This is a genomic window from Nonomuraea sp. MG754425, from assembly GCF_021699195.1.
GTDB lineage: Bacteria > Actinomycetota > Actinomycetes > Streptosporangiales > Streptosporangiaceae > Nonomuraea.
In genome coordinates this window covers 45900-64715 of sequence record NZ_SSXE01000066.1, presented here as the reverse complement: position 1 = coordinate 64715, position 18816 = coordinate 45900, and the positions used below count along the sequence as shown (strand labels likewise).

Below are 18816 nucleotides of genomic sequence, written 5' to 3'. Positions count from 1 at the left end.
GTCGAGGGGTGGTCGGTGGGGGTCATCGGGTGCTCAGGGTGCGCAGGGCCGCCTTCAGGAGGGCGGCTACCTGGGGGGTGCGGCCGGCGGCGAGGGCGGTGTCGGCGTCCGCTTCCACGGCGGCCACGGCCTCGTCGGCGTCCTTGCTCGAATAGCCCAGCCCCACCAGCCCCGAGTGCACCTGATCCCGCCACACGGCCACCCGCCGTTCGCCGTTGAGTGCGGCGTTGACGGCTTCCTCCGGCGTGCCGAGCCGGTCCTTCAGCTCCAGGACGATGCGCTGCGCCCCCTTCTGCCCGATCCCCGGCACCTGCGTGAGCGCCTTCAGATCGGCGCCGGCCACGGCGACCCGCAGCGCGTTGGGCGTGTGCACGGCCAGCATGGCCAGCGCCAGCTTGGGCCCGACGCCGCTGGCGGTCTGCAGCAGTTCGAAGACGGCGCGCTCGTCGTCGGTGCCGAAGCCGTAGAGGGTGAGGGATTCCTCGCGCACCACCAGCGACGTCGCCAGGCGCGCCGCCTCCCCCATCCGCAGGGTCGCGAGCGTGCCGGGGGTGCAGTGGGTCAGGATGCCGACACCGCCCACCTCGATCACGGCTCCGTCCGGCGCGATCGCCGCCACCTTGCCCGCCACCGACGCGATCACACCTGTCCTCCTGTCACTGGCCTGCCGCCGCTCGGCTTCCAGCACCGGCTCCTGTCATAGCGCACCGCACGCCATGGAGCCCAATCACGCCACACCGCGATCGAGGTCGAGAGCGTGTCCGTGTCTCTCGCGGTGCCGCGGGTCATCGCCGGGGGTCCTTGCGGTTCGCGCGGGCCAGGGCTTCGGCCAGGCGGTGCTGGGCGCCGCCGCGCCAGACGTGGCAGATGGCCAGGGCGAGGGCGTCGGCGGCGTCGGCGGGCTTGGGCATCTCGGTCAGCCGCAGCAGGCGGGTGACCATGGCGCCGATCTGCTTCTTGTCGGCCGTGCCGCTGCCCGTGACGGCGGCCTTGACCTCCGACGGCGTGTGCAGGGCCACGGGCAGCCCGCGCCGGGCCGCGCACAGCACGGCGATGCCCGCCGCCTGGGCCGTGCCCATCACCGTGCGGACGTTGTGCTGGCTGAAGACGCGCTCCACCGCCACCGCGTCGGGACGCACCTCGTCGAGCCAGCGCTCGATCCCGGCCTCGATGCCGACGAGCCGGGCCCCGAGCTCCTCGCCGGCCCCGGTGCGCACCACCCCGACGGCCACCATGCTGAGCGGCGCGCCCGGCCGCCCCTCGACGGCGCCCAGGCCGCACCGGGTCAACCCCGGATCGACGCCCATCACCCGCACCGGCTCGCCCCTCCCGCACGCCGAACATCTGTTCGGCACGAGACTTTACTCCGGCTGCGGTGGGCGTGCACCGGCGAACGAGGGCTAGAAGTAGTCGAGCATGTACGGCTTGGTCGCGAAGGCGGTGCCGAGTGCCTGGTCGTATCGGTCATCTCCGGACATGAGCCCAGTGAGGCGCAGGGTCCGCACGGGAATTCCGGCGTACAGGGCGGAGAAGCCGTTCACTGAGAGCGTGACGCCGTCGCCCTCGGCCGGGGTGGCCGTGCCGGATCCGCCGGAGATGTCCAGCCGCCACGTGCCCCCGCCGCGGATCGGGTCCTCGACGGTGACGACGGCCTCGCAGGCCGCGTCCGCCGGGAAACCCCTCCGCTCCACGGCCGCGGCGACGTCCAGCACCCTGAACATCCACCGCACCTGGCTGACCTCCTCCTTCGTCCGCTCGCGGAGCAGCCACAACACCGGGTCGTCGGGGGCGACGGAGGCGACGACCTCGCGGGCGATCGTGGACGCGCTGCCGACCAGGGACCACAGGGCCCGCAGGGTGTCCGGGGAGGCGGCGACGATGTTCTCGACCTCCATGGACTCGCCCCGCCACCGGTAGACGGCGTAGCCGTCGTCGGCGAGGTAGCGGAAGTCGTCCTCGTCGGCCAGCCGCAGGTTCCAGGTGTCCTCGTCCCAGGAGATGGGCCCGCTCGACCGGGCCGCGCCGTGCACGCGGTGCAGCACCGCCATGAGCTCGGCCGCGTCACCGGGCCCCATCCTGCGCAGCTTGACCTGCCCGGACGGCCGGATCGCGCGCAGCACCTCGGCGGACAGCCGGACGTTGTGCAGCGCCCCGGCGTGCTCGAAGCCGACCCCGCGGTAGATGGCCGTGGTGGCCGGGTAGAGCGCGGCGAGGGCGTCCCCGAGTTCGGCCGCGCGGTGGACGACGGCGTGCATGATCCGCGTGCCGACCCCGCGTCCGCGGTACTCGGGGTTGACGGTGACGCCCGCGACGCCCGCCATCGGCTGCGGCCTGCCGTGCCACCACTGCGTGAAGCGCCGCAACCGCGCCGCCGCGGCCAACTGCTCGCCCTCGAAGGCCCCCAGGTAGCGCCCCTCCCCCAGCGACGGGAGCACGGCCTTGCGCCATCTCTCCCCGTCGTCGGCCGTCAGCGGGCCGAACGAGCGCTTTCGCAGGTCAAGAACGTCGTCGAGGTCTTCGGGAGTCAGGTCGCGTATTTCCACAAACGGACAATCTATGCAGCGGGCCCGCGTACGTGCGAACCATTTGCGGTGATGGCGAGCCGGTCGAGGTACGACACCTGGGCGGCCACCAGAGCGGCCAGCGCGACGGCGACCACGACCAGCGGCGTCGCGGCGCCCACGTCGGGTTGCCCGCCGGTGAAGCCGTTGAGCCGGGCGGCCTGGGCCACCGGGGTGGTGACCAGCTCCGGGTTCTGGACGACCAGCATCGGCCAGAGCAGGTCGTGGGCGTTGACGAGCGTGACGGCCCCGGTGAGGATGCCCGCCATCGGGAGCGACGGCAGGAACACGCCGCCGAAGAAGTCGCCACCGGCCCGTTCGGCCAGTCCCCGGCACAGGAGCGTGAGCACGAGCAGGGCCGGGACGCTCACCAGCAGCGGCGGGACGAGCGCCGGGAGCGAGTCGATGAGGTCCAGGTTGCGAATGTTCTGCCAGTTGGCGACGGAGAGGGGGCCGGGGCCGACGAACAGCCAGGGGGCGAAGAGCAGCAGCAGCCAGTCGCTGGCGCGTCCGAGCGGGCGCAGGCCGCCGATGCCGAGCGCCGCCAGGTAGGCCACGCCGACCGAGACGACGGCTCCGGCGACGGCGGGGGCCCAGGTGTTGACCTGCGTGCCGAGGGCTCCCTCCGGACCGGCGGGCGAGGCGAGCACGCCGTCGATCCAGGGCCAGGTGAGGACGAGGGCGACGCCGGCGACGATCACGAGCGCCACCACGCCGACCGCCACCCCAGCCGGACTCACCCGCCGCCCCGGACGGCCGGCACCGGAGCCTGCGCCCGGCCACTGAGCGCCGCCCGCCTCCTGGGGAACACCGGCCCCGTCGGGGGGCGCCCCAGGACGCCCCGCGCGCGGCGTGACCGTGATCCGCAGCCGTGCGGCCACCGCCACGACCGTGGCGACCACCCCCAGCACGCCGAGGATCACCCCCGTGAGGGCCGCGACGGACGCCCCGAGCCCGAACCGGGCCAATCGGAAGGCGTAGCCGTACTGCAGGCTCGCGAGCGTCTCTGTGGCCCGCTGAGGGCCGCCGCCGGTGAGCACCGTCCCGAACGCGAACGTCTGGAGGCCCACGGCGACCGTGGCGAGTGCGACGAGCACCCCGACGACGAGGAGCGCGGGGCCGGGGGCGCCGCCGCGCAGGGCGGGCAGGAACGCGATCAGGGCCAGCGCGCACACGACGCCGAACGTGGCGGCGGCGATGATCAGCCGCACCGTCCCCGGGGCCGTCGCGGGCTCACGCAGTTCCTGGGCCAGGGTGGCGAGGCCGGAGGCGTCCGGCGACAGGCCCCGCAGCCAGGACGCGGCGACGGCGACCGGCGAGAAGGCGACGACGGACAGCGAGAGCACGATCCGCCCGGCCCGCCGGGGCCACGTGCCCGCCCGGTCGAGCGCCAGCGCCAGCAGCGGCCCCACCACGACCGCCACCAGCAGCGGGATCACGGTCAGCGAGAGGGTGAAGCCCAGGGCGTGCCAGAACGCGCTCTCCTCCAGCAGGCGGAGGTAGTTCGACGTCCCCACGTAGGTGCTCTCCTTCAGCACCCCGCCGTCCTGGAAGCTCAGCCAGATCGTCTGGCCGGTCGGCAGCACCAGGGTGATGAGGGTGCCCAGCAGCGCCGGCACGGCCAGCAGCCAGCCGAGGGCGGAGAACCGGGCCGGAGGGGACGGGGTGGGGGAAGTCACGTCGCCAGACCCTACGCCGCCACCCGGCCCCGCGCACGCGAAGGAGGCCGCCCCCAGGTCAGGGCACGTGCGAAAGGGCCCGGCGCCGGGCCGGACCCCTCTCACGATCCCGATGGGACGGGCGGTCAGTCGAGCGCGGCGAGCACCTCGTCGGAGACGTCGAAGTTGGCGAAGACGTTCTGCACGTCGTCGCTGTCCTCCAGCGCGTCGATGAGCCGGAAGACCTTCTTGGCGCCCTCCTCGTCGAGCGGCACGCTCATCGTCGGCAGGAAGCTGGACTCGGCCGAGTCGTAGTCGATCCCCGCGTCCTGCAGGGCCTTGCGCACCGGGACCAGGTCGCCGGCCTCGCACACGACCTCGAAGGACTCGCCGATGTCGTTGACCTCCTCGGCGCCCGCGTCGAGCACGGCCATGAGCACGGTGTCCTCGTCGAGCCCGTTCTTGGGCACGATCACGACGCCCTTGCGGTTGAACATGTACGAGACGGAGTTGGGGTCGGCCAGCGAGCCGCCGTTGCGGGTCAGCGCGACCCGTACCTCGGAGGCCGCGCGGTTGCGGTTGTCGGTGAGGCACTCGATGAGCACCGCGACGCCGCCGGGCGCGTAACCCTCGTACATGATCGTCTGGTATTCGGCGCCGCCTGCCTCCAGGCCGCCGCCGCGCTTGCGGGCACGCTCGATGTTGTCGTTGGGCACGGAGTTCTTCTTCGCCTTGAAGATGGCGTCGAAGAGGGTGGGGTTGGCGTCCGGGTCAGGGCCACCGGTCCGTGCCGCCACTTCGATGTTCTTGATGAGCTTGGCGAACAGCTTGCCGCGCTTGGCGTCGAGCGCGGCCTTCTTGTGCTTCGTCGTCGCCCATTTGGAGTGGCCGGACATTACCTAGAGCTCCCTCACCATGTCTACGAAGTAACGGTGCACACTGACGTCCCCGGTGAGCTCGGGATGGAACGACGTCGCGAGCAACGGACCTTGACGGACCGCGACGATCCTATCCCCAGGCTCGCACCTGCCCAGCACTTCGACGTCCGCGCCGACGGATTCGACCCACGGCGCCCGGATGAAGATCGCGTGCACCCGCTCCCCGGCGAAGTCGAGGTCGGACTCGAAGGAGTGCACCTGACGCCCGAACGCGTTGCGCCTGACCACCATGTCGATGCCGCCGACGGTCTGCTGCCCGGCGGTGCCGTCCTCGATCCGGTCGGCCAGCATGATCATGCCGGCGCAGGAGCCGTAGGCGGGCATGCCCTCCTTGACGCGCAGGCGCAGCGGCTCCAGCATGTCGAAGGTCTCGGCCAGCTTCCACATCGTGGTCGACTCGCCGCCGGGGATGACCAGGGCGTCGACCGCGTCCAGCTCGGCGGGACGGCGCACGGCGGCGGCCGTGGCGCCTGCCTCCCGGAGCATGCGCACATGCTCGCGCACGTCTCCCTGAAGGGCGAGCACACCGATGGCGGGCACAGTCGATCCTTTCGTCCGGGTGTACGGGTTCCGAACATTCAACACCAGGACGGCCCGGCATCTTCCGTCAGGGCGGTTCGCGCGACGTCACCGGGCCGGGCCCGGCCGGCGCAGGCCCACGTCCAGGTACACGGGCTTGTGGTCGGACAGGGTCACGGCGCGATCGACGTGGCAGCCGCGCACGCCGCCCTTCGGGGCGAACAGGTAGTCGAGCTTCTTGCCCTCCCGGGTCCATCCTCCGGTGCGCCGCGGCCCGCGCTGCCCGCACTCCTGGTAGGCCGCGTACAGGGGCGCGACGGCCCGGCGGCCGGCGGCGGCGCCGTAGCCGCTGTCGGGCGGGGAGACGTTGAGGTCGCCGCCGACGATCGTCCGGTAGCCGGGCCTCGAGGCGACCTCCGCCAGGCGTGCGAGCTGCCTGGTCCGGTACGGGGCCCCGGGCTGCCGGTCGTCGAGGACGCCGCCGGAGGACAGGTGGGTGCCGCAGGCGCGGACCGCGAGGGCGGGCAGGTCGGCGCAGAGGGCGGCGCGCCGGACGTACCAGGGCGGCGAGGGCAGCGGGTGGGCGCGGAAGGCGGCCTCGCCGGCCACCGCGACCGCGATGCTCTGCGCGCCGCGCGGGCGGCCGAGCCGGTCGGGATGGCAGGCGTACGGGGTGCCGTCCTGCGCGGTCAGGCCCCAGGAGCCGATCGTCCAGGGCTTGCCGGTGCGTTGTTCGAGCCAGAGCTCCAGCGTGCCGGTCGCGCTGGTGCAGAACTCCTGGAGGAAGATCACGCCCGGCTCGGCGGGGCGGGCGAGCGCCTGGCGTCCGATGTGCTCGGCCAACTCGACGGTGGTCGCCCGGTAGAGGCGGCAGCCGGAGTTGGTGCCGGCGCAGACGTTCCAGGTCATCACCGACAGGCGTGTCTCCTGGAGGTCCGCGCGGGCGGAGGCCGGGGGCGGGCCCGCCACGAGCAGGCTCGCCGCGATCATCACGACATGTCCCACCATGAAGGGATATGTAATCACGTAGTGACGGCCCCGCCGGGCAGAGGCGGGAGCGCGCCCAGGAGGTGTGGCGCGCTCCCGCTGGTCAGGGGATGGACGGGATCACGGGCGCTCGGTCTCCAGGCGCACCGTCTCCTCCACCGTCATCGCCGTACGGCTGCGCAACGTCGGGTCGAGCGGCCTCAGGTACGTCTGCTGCACCCCGGGCACCCGGTCCTCGACCACGTACGTGGCCCGGGTGTAGACCTCCGAACCCGGCGTCTGCACCTGGGGCACGACCTTGAAGTCGGACGTCATCCGGTCCCGCCCGATGGTCGACAGCACGTAACCCCGCTGGTTGTTGTAGAACTTCAGGTGCGGGTTGATCGTCAGGAACGGGTGCTGGGCCGGGTCGGAGTCGGCCCCGTTGCCGCCCGTCGAGATCGACGTGGTCACCAGCTCGGAGCCCACCGTGGGCCCGGTCGGGTCGTCGTAGTCGAGCTTGAGGTCACTGGCCCAGTGCGCGTGCACGTCGCCGGTCAGCACGACCGGGTTGCGCACCTCGGCGTCGATCCAGCCCTGGGTGATGCGGCGGCGGGAGGCGACGTAGCCGTCCCAGGCGTCCTGGGAGGTGACCTTGACGGGGCCGGCGTTGTTGTCGCGCTGGGCGAAGAAGACCTGCTGGCCCAGGATGTCCCACTGCGCCCGGGAGTGGTGGAAGCCGTTCAGCAGCCACTCCTCCTGGGCCGCGCCGGTGATCGAGCGGGCCGGGTCCACGGCGGCGGGGCAGTCGCGGTAACCGTCGCCGCAGCCCTGGTCGTCGCGGTACTGGCGGGTGTCGAGCATGTGGAAGGTGGCCATCCGGCCCCACCGGATGCGCCGGTAGAGCTGCATGTCGATGCCGCGCGGGATCGAGCTGCGGCGCAGCGGCATGTTCTCGTAGTACGCGCGGAAGGCGGCCTCGCGCCTGGACAGGAAGTCCGGCTGCGGGATCTCGGGCTTCTCCGGCGTCTCGTCGGCCCAGTTGTTGTCGACCTCGTGGTCGTCCCACACGACCAGCCACGGGGCGGACGCGTGCGCGGCCTGGAGGTCGGGGTCGGCCTTGTACTGGGCGTGGCGCTGGCGGTAGCCGGCCAGGGTCTCGGTCTCGGGCCCCTCGTGGTCGCGGACGTTGCCGCCGGGGATGTTGTAGGTGTTCTTGGTGTACTCGTACTGGTAGTCGCCGAGGTGCAGGATCAGGTCCGGGCGCTCCTCGGCCAGGTGGCGGTAGGAGGTGAAGTAGCCGTGCTCGTACTGCGCGCACGAGACGAAGGCCATGGCCAGGCCGCCGCCGTACGAGAGCGGGTGCGGGGCGGTGCGGGCGCGGCCCAGGGGCGAGACGTACGGGCCGACGCGGAAGCGGTACCAGTACTCGCGGTCGGAGCCCAGCCCCTGCACCTCGACGTGCACGCTGTGCCCCCAGTCGGGGGCGGCCACGGCGACGCCGGCGCGCACGACGCGGCGGGCCTGCTCGTCGGCGTACACCTGCCACTGCACGGTGAAGGGCCGCTGCGGCATGCCGCCGAGCCCGTCCTCGGCCAGCGGCTGCTGGGCGAGGCGGGTCCAGATCACGAAGCCCTCGCTGTCGGGGTCGCCGCAGGCGACGCCGAGCGTGAAGGGGTCGGCGCTCAGCCCGCGCGAGGCCAGGGACTGCGCGCTCTGCGCCGCCGGGTCGGCGGCCGGATCCGGCTGGGCGTGCGCGGCTCCGGCGGGGATGGCCGCAGCGGCGCCTGCCGCTAACCCGGTGACGAGGAAGTGCCTGCGGTTCAGCTTGGTCACGTGTTGCTCCCAGGACGATCAAGGGACGAGGGCCGCCCCGTAGCCTGACTGAGAATCATGACTACGTGGTGAACACCACACAACACGAAAAAGACGACATCCTTCGCGGATGTCGCCTTCTCCGGCAATTTTTGCCGTCACGTCGTGGCGCCCCCGCCAGGCCGGTGGCGGCCTGCCAGGGGTGATCGTCTCACGCGTGCGGCGCTGTGACCTGCGATGCCGCGCTGCTTTGCCGGCTGCTTACCAGCCGCGCTCGGCCAGGCGGTGCGGCTGCGGGATCTCGTCGACGTTGATGCCGACCATGGCCTCGCCCAGGCCGCGCGAGACCTTGGCGATGACGTCGGGGTCGTCGTAGAACGTCGTGGCCTTGACGATGGCCGCGGCGCGCTTGGCCGGGTCGCCCGACTTGAAGATGCCCGAGCCCACGAACACGCCCTCGGCGCCGAGCTGCATCATCATCGCCGCGTCGGCCGGGGTGGCGATGCCGCCCGCGGTGAACAGCACGACCGGCAGCTTGCCGCTCCTGGCGACCTCGGCGACCAGCTCGTAGGGGGCCTGCAGCTCCTTGGCCGCGACGTACAGCTCGTCCTCGGGGAGCGTGGTGAGCCGCTTGATCTCGGCGCGGATCGTCCGCATGTGGGTGACGGCGTTGGAGACGTCGCCGGTGCCGGCCTCGCCCTTGGAGCGGATCATGGCCGCGCCCTCGGTGATGCGGCGCAGGGCCTCGCCCAGGTTGGTGGCCCCGCACACGAACGGCACGGTGAACTGCCACTTGTCGATGTGGTTGGCGTAGTCGGCCGGGGTCAGCACCTCGGACTCGTCCACGTAGTCGACGCCGAGCGCCTGCAGCACCCTGGCCTCGACGAAGTGACCGATGCGGGCCTTGGCCATGACGGGGATGGAGACGGCGGCGATGATGCCGTCGATCATGTCGGGGTCGCTCATCCGGGACACGCCGCCCTGCGCGCGGATGTCGGCGGGAACCCGCTCGAGGGCCATGACGGCCACCGCGCCGGCGTCCTCAGCGATCTTGGCCTGCTCCGCGGTGACGACGTCCATGATGACGCCGCCCTTGAGCATCTCGGCCATGCCGCGCTTGACACGGGCGGTTCCGGTGACGGGGGTGCTCTCTGGCGTGCTGCTGGACACGGTCATCCTCACGGGCTCTCACGGCGATTCGGTAAGTTATCAAGCCCATCGTAGGTCCTGAGTGACCCCTCCCCCGACATGCCAAGATGTCAGGATTTAACGCCACTCCTGTACAAGAAGGCTCATCTACGGGATGACGGGCTGACGGCTGGCGAGCGCCACCCAGACCTGGCCGGGCGCGAAGTTCATCGGCTCGCCGCTCTGAGTGGTGAACGTCGTGCCGCTGTCCTCCGATTCCCGTTCCCACTTCGCCTTGAAAGCTTTACCGTCGCGCAGCACGATCGCCGAACCCTTGCCCGTGGTGTGCACCAGCGGCGTGTAGCTCTGGTTCTTGTCGTGGAACTCCGAGCGCTCGGTCTTGGTGTACTGGATGACGATCGTCGGCGCGCCGAGCTGACCGCCCTCGGCGGCCATGTCCTTCTTGCCGTCCTGCCAGATCATCCACTGCTCGTCCTCCTCCGACCAGGCGAAGGTGAAGCGCGCCGCGGGCCACTTGACGGTGTAGGACTTGCGCTCCACCCCGCCCTCGGCCGGGGCGTCGCCGAAGGTGAAGCCGACGTCCTTGGCCTTGCTCGCCTTGGGCGCCTTGGCCAGGAGCTGCTTGGTGTTGGCGAACAGGTTGTAGGGGGCGTAGCGGCCGGGCTGGCGGAAGTACGCGCCGGGGTTGTGCGTGTCGCCCACGTCGAACAGGGACGCCTCGGCGATGAACGGCAGCATCTTGGTCTGCGCCCCCGAGTACGAGAAGGCCGGCTTGCCGAACTGCGGCGCGATGTGCAGGTCGGAGATGCGGGCGCTGCGCACGGGGCCCACCTTGGCGGGCAGCTTGGAGGAGAAGATCGCCATGAGCCGGGTCAGCCCGGCCTCGACCTGCTCGACGTAGACGATGTCCGCGCTCTTGAGCCCGAGCTGCGGCTTGCCCGCCGCGGTGTTCTCGATCTTCACCGCCAGCACCGGCTTGAGCGCCTGGTACGGCTTGCCGGTGAACGGATGGGCCTTGACCTCCTCCGGCTCCTCGCTGGGCGCGGCGGCCGCGGACGCCTGTGGCGGCGCCTGGCCCGCCGCCGGTTCGTCCGAGGAGCAGGCCGCTACGGGGAGCAGCACGGCGGCTCCCGCCAGGTAGACCGTGATCATCCGGGGTAGCCGCACGTGTAACTCTCCTCGCTTCAGCCCGAAAACGGGAAGAAGCTTACTGGCTTCCCCAAATCAGGTCATTCAGTTGCCATGGCTGCGGGCGGATTGTCATCAATCTCGAAGAATTGCGGGTACTCGGTGTACCCGGCCAGGCGGAGGGTCCTGGCCAGCCAGCGGTCCTGCGCCGCCCGGGTGACCGAGACCGCGTTGTTGTAGAAGCGGCGCGAGTAGACCACCTTGGCCACCGCCCCGTCGAGCTCCTCCAGCAGCGCGCGCCCGCCGGGCGACTCCGACAGCTTCTCCCTGAACCGCTCCTGGTCCGCCACCGCCCGCAGCGCCCGCGACAGGTCGCTCTCGGCGTGCTCGCGCTCCTCGGGCCCGGCCGACCTGGCCTCGTGGGCCGCCGCCGCCAGCACGAGGGACGTGGCCGGATCGAGCAGTCGCGAGCCGGCCAGCTCCAGCACGACCGCGCGACGCCGCATCAACGCGGCGCCCAGCGACTCCTGGGCCAGCTCCAGCCGGATGTGCAGGCGGTCGAGCCGGCCGGCCCGCCAGGAGATGTACACGGCCGTGAGCACGACGAGGATGCCCACGATCAGCACGATCATGGTGGATGTCACAGGTCTTCCTCCACCTCACCCGCGCCGGCCGTGCTCACGACCGCCGCGGCCCGGGTCACAGGTCCTCTTCCACGCGGCCCGCGCCGCTCGTGGTGACGGTCTCGTAGACGCGTACGACGTCGCGCGCGACCGTGGACCAGTCGTACTTCCTGACCGCCACCAGCGCCTCGGCGGCCAGCTTGGCCCGCCGCTCCGGGGCGTCGAGCAGCGCGGCGGCCTCGCGCGCCAGCGAGGCGGGGTCGCGGTTGGCGAACAGCGCGCCCGCCTGCCCGTCGCCCAGCACCTTGCGGAAGGCCGGGATGTCGCTGGCCAGCACCGTCGCCCCGGACGCCATCGCCTCGGCCAGCACGATGCCGAAGCTCTCGCCCCGGGTGTTGGGCGCCACGAACACGTCGACCGAGTGGTAGGCGCGGATCTTGTCGGCCTCGCTCACCATGCCCAGCACCGTCACCCGGTCGCGCAGTTCCTTCGGCACCCGCTCGAAGACGTCCTTCTCGTCGCCCGGACCCGCGATGAGCAGCTTCACCCCGGGCCGCTCGGCCGCGAGCGTCCGGAACGCGTCGAGCAGGATCGGCAGGCCCTTGCGCTCCTCGTCCATGCGGCCGAGGAAGCCCAGCGTGGCGCCGTCGGGGCCCCAGCCGTCGAGCGGCTCGGCCTCGGTGTAGCGGGCCACGGTGACGCCGTTGGGGATGAGCACGGTGTCGCCGCCGAACTGCTCGACGAGGCTCTTGCGGGCCGCGTCGGAGACCGCGATGCGCCCGCTGAGCTTCTCCAGCGCGCTGCGCAGCAACGGCTCGGCCACCGCGATCGCCCGCGAGCGCGAGAACGAGGCGTGGAAGGTGGCCACGATCGGCCCCTTGGCCGCCCAGCACGCCAGCACGCCCAGGCTCGGGATCAGCGGCTCGTGGATGTGCAGCACGTCGAAGCCGCCCGTACGCACCCAGCGCCGCACCCGCGCGGCCGACAGGAACCCGAACGACATCCTGGCCACCGACCCGTTGTACGGCACCGGAATCGCCCGGCCCGCGCCGGTCACGTAAGGGGGCAGCTCGTCGTCGTCGGCGGCCGGCGCGATCACCGAGACCTCGTGCTCCTGCGCGATGAGCGCCTGGGCCAGGTCGTCGATGTGCTGCTTGACGCCCCCGGGGACGTCCCAGGTGTAGGGGCAGACGATGCCGACCCTCATCGGGGCTCCAGGTCGTCGAGCCAGAGCCGCTGCAACATGTGCCAGTCCTCGGGGTGTTCGGCGATGCCCTTCTCGAACACGTCGGCCAGGCACTGGGCCACCGCCGCGACCTTCTCCTGCCGGGTGCCCTCGGCCGGGACCGGCACCTCGGGGTGGATGTGGATGCCCCAGTCGTCGCCGACGAAGTAGACGACGGCGGGCAGCAGCGCCGCCCCCGTCTGGACGGCCAGCAGCGGCGGCCCCGCGGGCATCTTGGTCGCCGCGCCGAAGAAGCTCACCTCGACGCCGCTCTTGGTCAGGTCGCGCTCGGCCGGCAGGCAGACCACGCCGCCCTTGCGCACCCGCGTCGCCAGGGTGCCGAAGTTGTGCCCGTCGCCGCCGGTCAGCGGCAGCACCTCCATGCCGAGCCCTTCCCTGAAGGCCACGTAACGGCGGAACAGCGACTCGGGCTTGAGCCGCTCGGCCACGGTCGTGAACGGATGGCCGACGCCCACCAGCCACGCCCCGGCCTGGTCCCAGTTGCCCATGTGCGGCAGCGCCAGCACCACGCCCCGCCCGGCCGCCACGTTCTCGTGGACGTGCTCGGCGCCGATCACGTGGGTGCGGCGCACGAGTTCGGCGCGGTCCATCGACGGCAGGCGGAAGACCTCGTGGAAGTACCGGAAGTAGGAGCGCATCCCGGCCCTGACCAGCTCGCCGAGCTCCTGACCGCCGGGCTCCAGGCCGGTCACCCTGGCCAGGTTGGACTCCAGCCGCAGCACCGACTTGCCGCGCCCGCGCCAGACCCGGTCGGCCAGGCGGCGGAAGACCGCGGCCGTCGGGCGCTCGGGCAGCAGCGGCACGAGTTTCCAGCCCGCGGCGAAGCCCGCCGCCACGACGCGGTCGCCGATCGACACCTTCTCGCTCATCGCTCCCTCGTCTGCTGGTAGACGGCCGCCACCCGCTGCGCCACGGTGATCAGGCTGGCCACCGCGAGCAGCCACATGCCCACGGGCAGGACGTACGGCACGCCGAGCCCGGCGAAACAGGTGGCGACCAGCGCCACCACCAGCCGCTCCGGCCGCTCGGCGAGCCCGACGTCGCACGTCAGGCCGAGCCCCTCGGCCCTGGCCTTGGCGTAGGAGACCACCGCGCCCGCGATCAGGCAGACCAGGGTCACCGCGGCCATCAGGGTGTCGTGCACGGAGATGAAGTAGAGGATCAGGCCGGCGAAGATGGCGGCGTCGGCGACGCGGTCGAGGGTCGAGTCGAGGAAGGCCCCCCAGGTGCTGCCCCCCTTGCCGCCGAGCCGGGCCACGACGCCGTCGAGCAGGTCGAACAGCACGAAGACGGTGATCACGAGAGCCCCCCAGGTGAGCTGTCCCAGGGGGAAGAAGAGCAGGGCGGACACGACGGTGCCGAGAGTGCCCACCGCCGTGACGGCGTTGGGGCCGATCCCGCGGCCGACGAGTGCCCTGCCCAGCGGGGTGAGTATCCGGGTCATGGCCGGGCGCAGGAGTTTGAGCATCGCGGTCCGATCGTAGGCCATGACGAGCCTGACAACTTTCTTTGCCTCACCCCCCTTGTGATATCCGCCACACGGGTATTTGGTGAACACACCGCGTCCATGCGGTTTCCATTCACTCCGCGCGGGCGCGGCGTTGGCGAGAACCGACGACGCGGGAGGCCGATGTGGCGGAAAGAAACTCTGGTGGCGCCGTGGGAGCCGCGGGCAGGGCACCCGCGGCCGACAGGGCGGACGCGGTTCGCAACGTCGTGCTGGTCGGCCACTCAGGAGCGGGCAAGACGACCCTCGTGGAGCAGTTGCTGGCCACGACGGGCACCATCCAGCGCCCCGGACGGGTCGAGGACGGCAACACCGTCAGCGACTTCGACGAGGTGGAGGTCCGCCAGCAACGATCGGTCAACCTCGCCGTGGCGCCGCTGGTGCACAACGGCATCAAGATCAACCTTCTCGACACTCCCGGCTACGCCGATTTCGTCGGCGATCTGCGCGCGGGCCTGCGCGCGGCCGACGCCGCCCTGTTCGTGGTCTCGGCGGTCGAGGGGGTCGACGGTCTCACGCGGATGCTCTGGGAGGAGTGCGCGCAGGTCGGCATGCCGCGGGCGGTCGTGATCACCAAGATCGACCACCAGCGGGCCGACTTCGACGAGGTGCTCGCCACCTGCCAGGACGCCTTCGGTGACGGCGTCGCGCCGCTCTACCTCCCGGTGATCACCAACGGCCACGTCAACGGCCTGATCGGGCTGCTGACCCAGAAGTTCTACAACTACGCCACGGGCGCCCGCAGCGAGAAGGAGCCGGGCGCGGAGTACGAGGCCCAGATCGAGGAGCACCGCGGCACGCTGATCGAGGGCATCATCCAGGAGAGCGAGGACGAGTCGCTCATGGAGAGGTACCTGGAGGGCGAGCCCATCGACACCAAGGTCCTCGTCCAGGACCTGGAGAAGGCCGTGGCCCGCGGCAGCTTCTTCCCGGTGCTCTGCAGCGGCCTCGGCGTGGGCACGCACGAACTGCTGGAGCTGGTGACGCAGGGCTTCCCGTCGCCGCTCGAACATCCCATGCCCGAGATCACCGACCTGTCCGGCAAGCCGGTCAAGGGCGTCACGTGCGACCCCGACGGGCCGCTCGTGGCGGAGGTCGTCAAGACCACCAGCGACCCGTACGTGGGCCGCATCAGCCTCGTCCGCGTCTTCTCCGGCACCCTGCGTCCCGACATGACCGTGCACGTCTCCGGGCACGGCCTGGCCGACCGCGGGCACGAGGACCACGACGTGGACGAGCGCATCGGCACGCTGACCTGCCCGCTGGGCAAGCAGCAGCGCGGCGTCGCCAAGGGCGTCGCGGGCGACATCGTGGCCGTGGCCAAGCTCTCGCGGGCCGAGACCGGCGACACGCTGTCGGAGGTGGAGCACCCGCTGCTGATGACCGCCTGGGGCATGCCCGACCCGCTGCTGCCCGTGGCGATCAGGGCCAGGTCCAAGGCCGACGAGGACAAGCTGTCGCAGGCGCTCGGCCGCCTGGTGGCCGAGGACCCGACGCTGCGTCTGGAGAACAACGCCGAGACCCGCCAGCTCGTGCTGTGGTGCATGGGCGAGGCGCACACCGACGTGCTCCTCGACCGCCTGGCCAACCGCCACGGCGTGGAGGTCGAGCGGATCGACCTGCGGGTGCCGCTGCGCGAGACGTTCGGCGGCCGGTGCCAGGCGATGGGCCGCAACGTCAAGCAGACCGGCGGCCACGGCCAGTACGCCATCTGCCACCTGGAGGTCGAGCCGCTGCCGTCCGGCGGGGGCTTCGAGTTCGTCGACAAGATCGTGGGCGGCGTGGTGCCGCGGCAGTTCATCCCGTCGGTGGAGAAGGGCGTGCGGGCCCAGATGGAGCGCGGCGTCGTCGCCGGCTACCCGATGGTGGACGTGCGGGTCACCCTGTACGACGGCAAGGCCCACTCCGTCGACTCCTCCGACATGGCCTTCCAGATCGCGGGCCAGCTCGCGCTCAAGGAGGCCGCCTCGAAGGTCTCGACCCTGCTGCTCGAACCGGTGGACGAGCTGTCGGTGCTGGTGGCCGACGACTACGTCGGTTCGGTGATGTCCGACCTGTCGTCGCGGCGCGGCCGGGTGCTCGGCACCGAGCCGGTCGGCACGGGCCGCACCCTGGTCAAGGCCGAGGTGCCGGAGCTGGAGATCACGCGGTACGCCATCGACCTGAGATCCATGTCACATGGCACCGGCACGTTCACGCGCGTGTTCCTGCGCTACGAGCCGCTGCCCCAGAACCTCGCGAGCAAGGTGACCAGCGCGGAGTAAAGCCATGGCCTGGGCCGGGAGGGCGAATGTCCCTCCCGGCCCAGCCGTGGGTAGATATCACGAATGCGTCACAACTTGATTTCGGTTTTCGGCCCCGAGCATGGCCGCATAGCTGCCAGACTGGGGGGCACTATGCGAACTGGACGCCCACTCGCCGTCGCCGCCGCGGTCGCGGTCGCCACGACCGCCGCCGCCTACACCTTCGGCCCCGCCGGGAGCCCGGCGGCGAGCGAGAAGAAGACGACCGTCGCCGGGCCCGCCACGACCGGGGCCGCGCCGTGCAAGCCCGATCCCCGTTACCCCAAGCGCGAGCTGCGCGGGGTCTGGATCGCCACGACGCAGAACATCGACTGGCCCTCCAAGCCCGGGCTCAGCCCCGACCGGCAGAAGGCCGAGTACGTCAAGATCCTCGACAGTGCCGCCAAGCGCAATCTCAACGCGGTCTTCGTCCAGGTGCGACCGGCTTCCGACGCGCTCTACAAGTCCTCGCTGGAGCCGTGGACCCAGTACCTCACCGGCACGGCCGGCAAGAGCCCCGGCTGGGACCCGCTGCCCTTCCTCATCGAGGAGGCGCACAAGCGCAACATGGAGTTCCACGCCTGGTTCAACCCCTACCGCGCCTCCTACGGCGACAGCGTCGCCAAGCTGCCCGCCGACCACCCGGCCCGCCTGCACCCCGACTGGACGGTCAAGTACGGCGGCCGCCTCTACTACAACCCCGGCCTGCCCGCCGTCCGCGAGCACGTGGTCAAGGTCATCACCGACGTCGTCGACCGCTACGACATCGACGGCGTGCACTTCGACGACTACTTCTACCCCTACCCGGCGGCCGGGCAGACCTTCGACGACGCCGCGGCCTTCCGCAAGTTCGGCGACGGCAAGAAGCTGGCCGACTGGCGGCGGGGCAACGTCAACAAGCTGGTCAAGCAGGTGGACGAGGCCGTCCACGAGGCCAGGAACCACGTCAAGTTCGGCATCAGCCCGTTCGGCATCTGGCGTAACAAGGCCCAGGACCCGACCGGGTCGAGCACGTCGGGCATGTCGGCGTACGACTCGATCTACGCCGACGCGCGGGCCTGGATCAAGGCCGGCACCGTCGACTACGTGCTGCCGCAGCTCTACTGGCCGCGCGGGCACAGCGCGGCCGACTACACCACGCTGGTGCGCTGGTGGTCCGGCGAGGTCAAGGACACCGACGTACAGCTCTACATCGGCCAGGGCCTCTACCGGGTCGGCACCAAGGACGACCGGGCCTGGACCAAGCCGGGCGAGCTGCCCGCGCAGGTGGGGATCAACCGCTCCAGCAAGCAGGTCGACGGCGAGGTCTACTTCAGCGCCAAGCAGCTCCTGAGCGACCCGCTCGGCGCCATGGACCGCATCGCCAAGACCTACTACAGCCGGCCCGCGCTGCAGCCGCTGATGGAGGCGCGCGGCGGCGAGGCTCCGCCACCGCCCGCCGACGCCAAGGCGGCCGGCACCCGGCTCTCGTGGGCGCCGTCCGCGGGCGCCCGGTCCTACGCGGTGTACCGGGTGCCCGAGTCCGGCAAGGACTGCCACACCACCGACGCCCGCAACCTGGTGGCCCTGGTGAGCGGCCCGTCGTACACGGTGCCGGAGGCCGGCTCCTACCTGGTCACCTCGCTCGACCGGCTGCAGCACGAGAGCAAGGCGGTGAAGGTCAAGGCCGGCTGAAGACCGGGGTGAGAGCCGCGGGGCCGATCGTCGGGCCTGCCCCGCGGCTCTCACGCCACCTCAGGCCCGGCTCGACTCCCAGGCCCGCGCGAGTTCCGTCACGGCCTGGTCGAGCAGTTCGGGCGGCAGCGCGAAGCTGAGCCGCAGGCGGTCGCGGTGGCGGCCGTCCGGGGAGAACAGCGAGCCGGGGGCCACCGCCACCCCGTGCTCGCGGGCCAGCACGGCGAACCGGTCGGTGTCCGTGCCGGGCAGCCGCGCCCACACCGACAGCCCGCCCGCCGGACGCTCCCAGGTCCACTCGGGCAGGCGGGCGGCCAGCGTCGTGAGGCAGTGCTCCCGCCGCCGGGCCAGCTCGGCCAGCCAGGGCTCGACCGGGTTGTGCTCCAGCAGGTCGGCGGCCAGCCGCTGGGCCACCGCGCTGGTCGCGAGGTCGGCGTCGAGCTTGGCCTCCACCAGCCGGGCGAGCAGCGGCTGCGCGGCCGTCACCCAGCCCACCCGCAGCCCGCCCCACAACACCTTCGACAACGATCCGACGGTCACCGTCCCGTACGGGTGCGCCCCGGCCAGCGGCTCGGGCGGCGCGGCTCCGTCGTGGACCAGCGCCGCCAGCGCGCGGTCCTCCACCACCGGCACGTCGGCCCGCCGGGCCGACTCGGCGACGTGCCGCAGCGGCGGGACCGCGCCGGTCGGGTTGTCCACGCTCGCCACGTACACGGCGGCCGGGCGGTGGCGGGCCAGCGCCTCCCGCAC

Annotated in this window: 17 protein-coding genes; 2 read left to right on the top strand and 15 right to left on the bottom strand. The window is 71.8% G+C overall.

Features of this window, described 5'->3' with window-relative positions; genetic code table 11:
• Positions 1-22: 22 nt before the first annotated feature.
• The 14 genes from ruvA to pgsA form a co-directional block, all read right to left on the bottom strand.
• The gene (gene ruvA, locus FAF44_RS23060) at positions 23-643 is read right to left on the bottom strand and encodes a Holliday junction branch migration protein RuvA (RefSeq protein ID WP_237105306.1); all 621 of its coding nucleotides are present in this window, start codon (positions 641-643) and stop codon (positions 23-25) included.
• A 142-nt stretch (positions 644-785) separates the two neighbouring features.
• A complete protein-coding gene (gene ruvC / locus FAF44_RS23055; protein ID WP_237105305.1) occupies positions 786-1316 on the bottom strand; it encodes a crossover junction endodeoxyribonuclease RuvC in 531 nt (176 codons plus the stop codon).
• Positions 1317-1400: 84 nt separating this feature from the next.
• Positions 1401-2543, bottom strand: a complete 1143-nt coding sequence (gene eis, locus FAF44_RS23050) for an enhanced intracellular survival protein Eis (protein WP_237105304.1) — start codon at positions 2541-2543, stop codon at positions 1401-1403.
• 11 nt (positions 2544-2554) lie between these two features.
• A complete protein-coding gene (locus FAF44_RS23045; protein WP_237105303.1) occupies positions 2555-4240 on the bottom strand; it encodes a carbohydrate ABC transporter permease in 1686 nt (561 codons plus the stop codon).
• 125 nt (positions 4241-4365) lie between these two features.
• Complete coding sequence (locus FAF44_RS23040; protein WP_237105302.1) at positions 4366-5115, bottom strand: YebC/PmpR family DNA-binding transcriptional regulator; 750 nt, start codon at positions 5113-5115, stop codon at positions 4366-4368.
• 3 nt (positions 5116-5118) lie between these two features.
• Positions 5119-5697, bottom strand: coding sequence for a pyridoxal 5'-phosphate synthase glutaminase subunit PdxT (gene pdxT / locus FAF44_RS23035; RefSeq protein WP_237105301.1), 579 nt, complete (start codon positions 5695-5697; stop codon positions 5119-5121).
• A gap of 87 nt (positions 5698-5784) precedes the next feature.
• A complete protein-coding gene (locus FAF44_RS23030) occupies positions 5785-6684 on the bottom strand; it encodes an endonuclease/exonuclease/phosphatase family protein (RefSeq protein ID WP_237105300.1) in 900 nt (299 codons plus the stop codon).
• A 99-nt stretch (positions 6685-6783) separates the two neighbouring features.
• Complete coding sequence (locus tag FAF44_RS23025; protein WP_237105299.1) at positions 6784-8478, bottom strand: alkaline phosphatase; 1695 nt, start codon at positions 8476-8478, stop codon at positions 6784-6786.
• A 240-nt stretch (positions 8479-8718) separates the two neighbouring features.
• Complete coding sequence (pdxS, locus tag FAF44_RS23020; protein ID WP_237105309.1) at positions 8719-9633, bottom strand: pyridoxal 5'-phosphate synthase lyase subunit PdxS; 915 nt, start codon at positions 9631-9633, stop codon at positions 8719-8721.
• A 120-nt stretch (positions 9634-9753) separates the two neighbouring features.
• Positions 9754-10773, bottom strand: coding sequence for a DUF3048 domain-containing protein (locus FAF44_RS23015; RefSeq protein WP_237105298.1), 1020 nt, complete (start codon positions 10771-10773; stop codon positions 9754-9756).
• A gap of 62 nt (positions 10774-10835) precedes the next feature.
• Positions 10836-11378: a hypothetical protein gene (locus tag FAF44_RS23010; protein WP_237105297.1), complete on the bottom strand. Its 543-nt coding sequence runs from the start codon at positions 11376-11378 to the stop codon at positions 10836-10838.
• A 55-nt stretch (positions 11379-11433) separates the two neighbouring features.
• Entirely contained in the window at positions 11434-12564 is a 1131-nt protein-coding gene (locus tag FAF44_RS23005) for a glycosyltransferase family 4 protein (RefSeq protein WP_237105296.1), read from the bottom strand.
• Positions 12561-13472 (bottom strand): phosphatidylinositol mannoside acyltransferase, encoded by a 912-nt coding sequence (locus tag FAF44_RS23000; RefSeq protein WP_237105295.1) that lies wholly within the window; start codon positions 13470-13472, stop codon positions 12561-12563. Before FAF44_RS23000 ends, FAF44_RS23005 begins: the two co-directional genes overlap by 4 nt.
• On the bottom strand, positions 13469-14092 hold the full coding sequence (pgsA, locus tag FAF44_RS22995; protein ID WP_237105294.1) for a phosphatidylinositol phosphate synthase: 624 nt from the start codon (positions 14090-14092) through the stop codon (positions 13469-13471). Before pgsA ends, FAF44_RS23000 begins: the two co-directional genes overlap by 4 nt.
• A 143-nt stretch (positions 14093-14235) precedes the next feature.
• Between pgsA and FAF44_RS22990 the strand changes: the two genes are divergently transcribed.
• Together FAF44_RS22990 and FAF44_RS22985 are read left to right on the top strand one after the other, a co-directional pair.
• The gene (locus FAF44_RS22990; protein WP_237105293.1) at positions 14236-16374 is read left to right on the top strand and encodes an elongation factor G-like protein EF-G2; all 2139 of its coding nucleotides are present in this window, start codon (positions 14236-14238) and stop codon (positions 16372-16374) included.
• A 132-nt stretch (positions 16375-16506) separates the two neighbouring features.
• Entirely contained in the window at positions 16507-18066 is a 1560-nt protein-coding gene (locus tag FAF44_RS22985; RefSeq protein WP_237105292.1) for a glycoside hydrolase family 10 protein, read from the top strand.
• 60 nt (positions 18067-18126) lie between these two features.
• Here FAF44_RS22985 and FAF44_RS22980 read toward each other — a convergent pair.
• Positions 18127-18816: aminotransferase class I/II-fold pyridoxal phosphate-dependent enzyme (locus FAF44_RS22980; RefSeq protein ID WP_237105291.1), on the bottom strand; the 690-nt coding region annotated here is incomplete at its 5' end.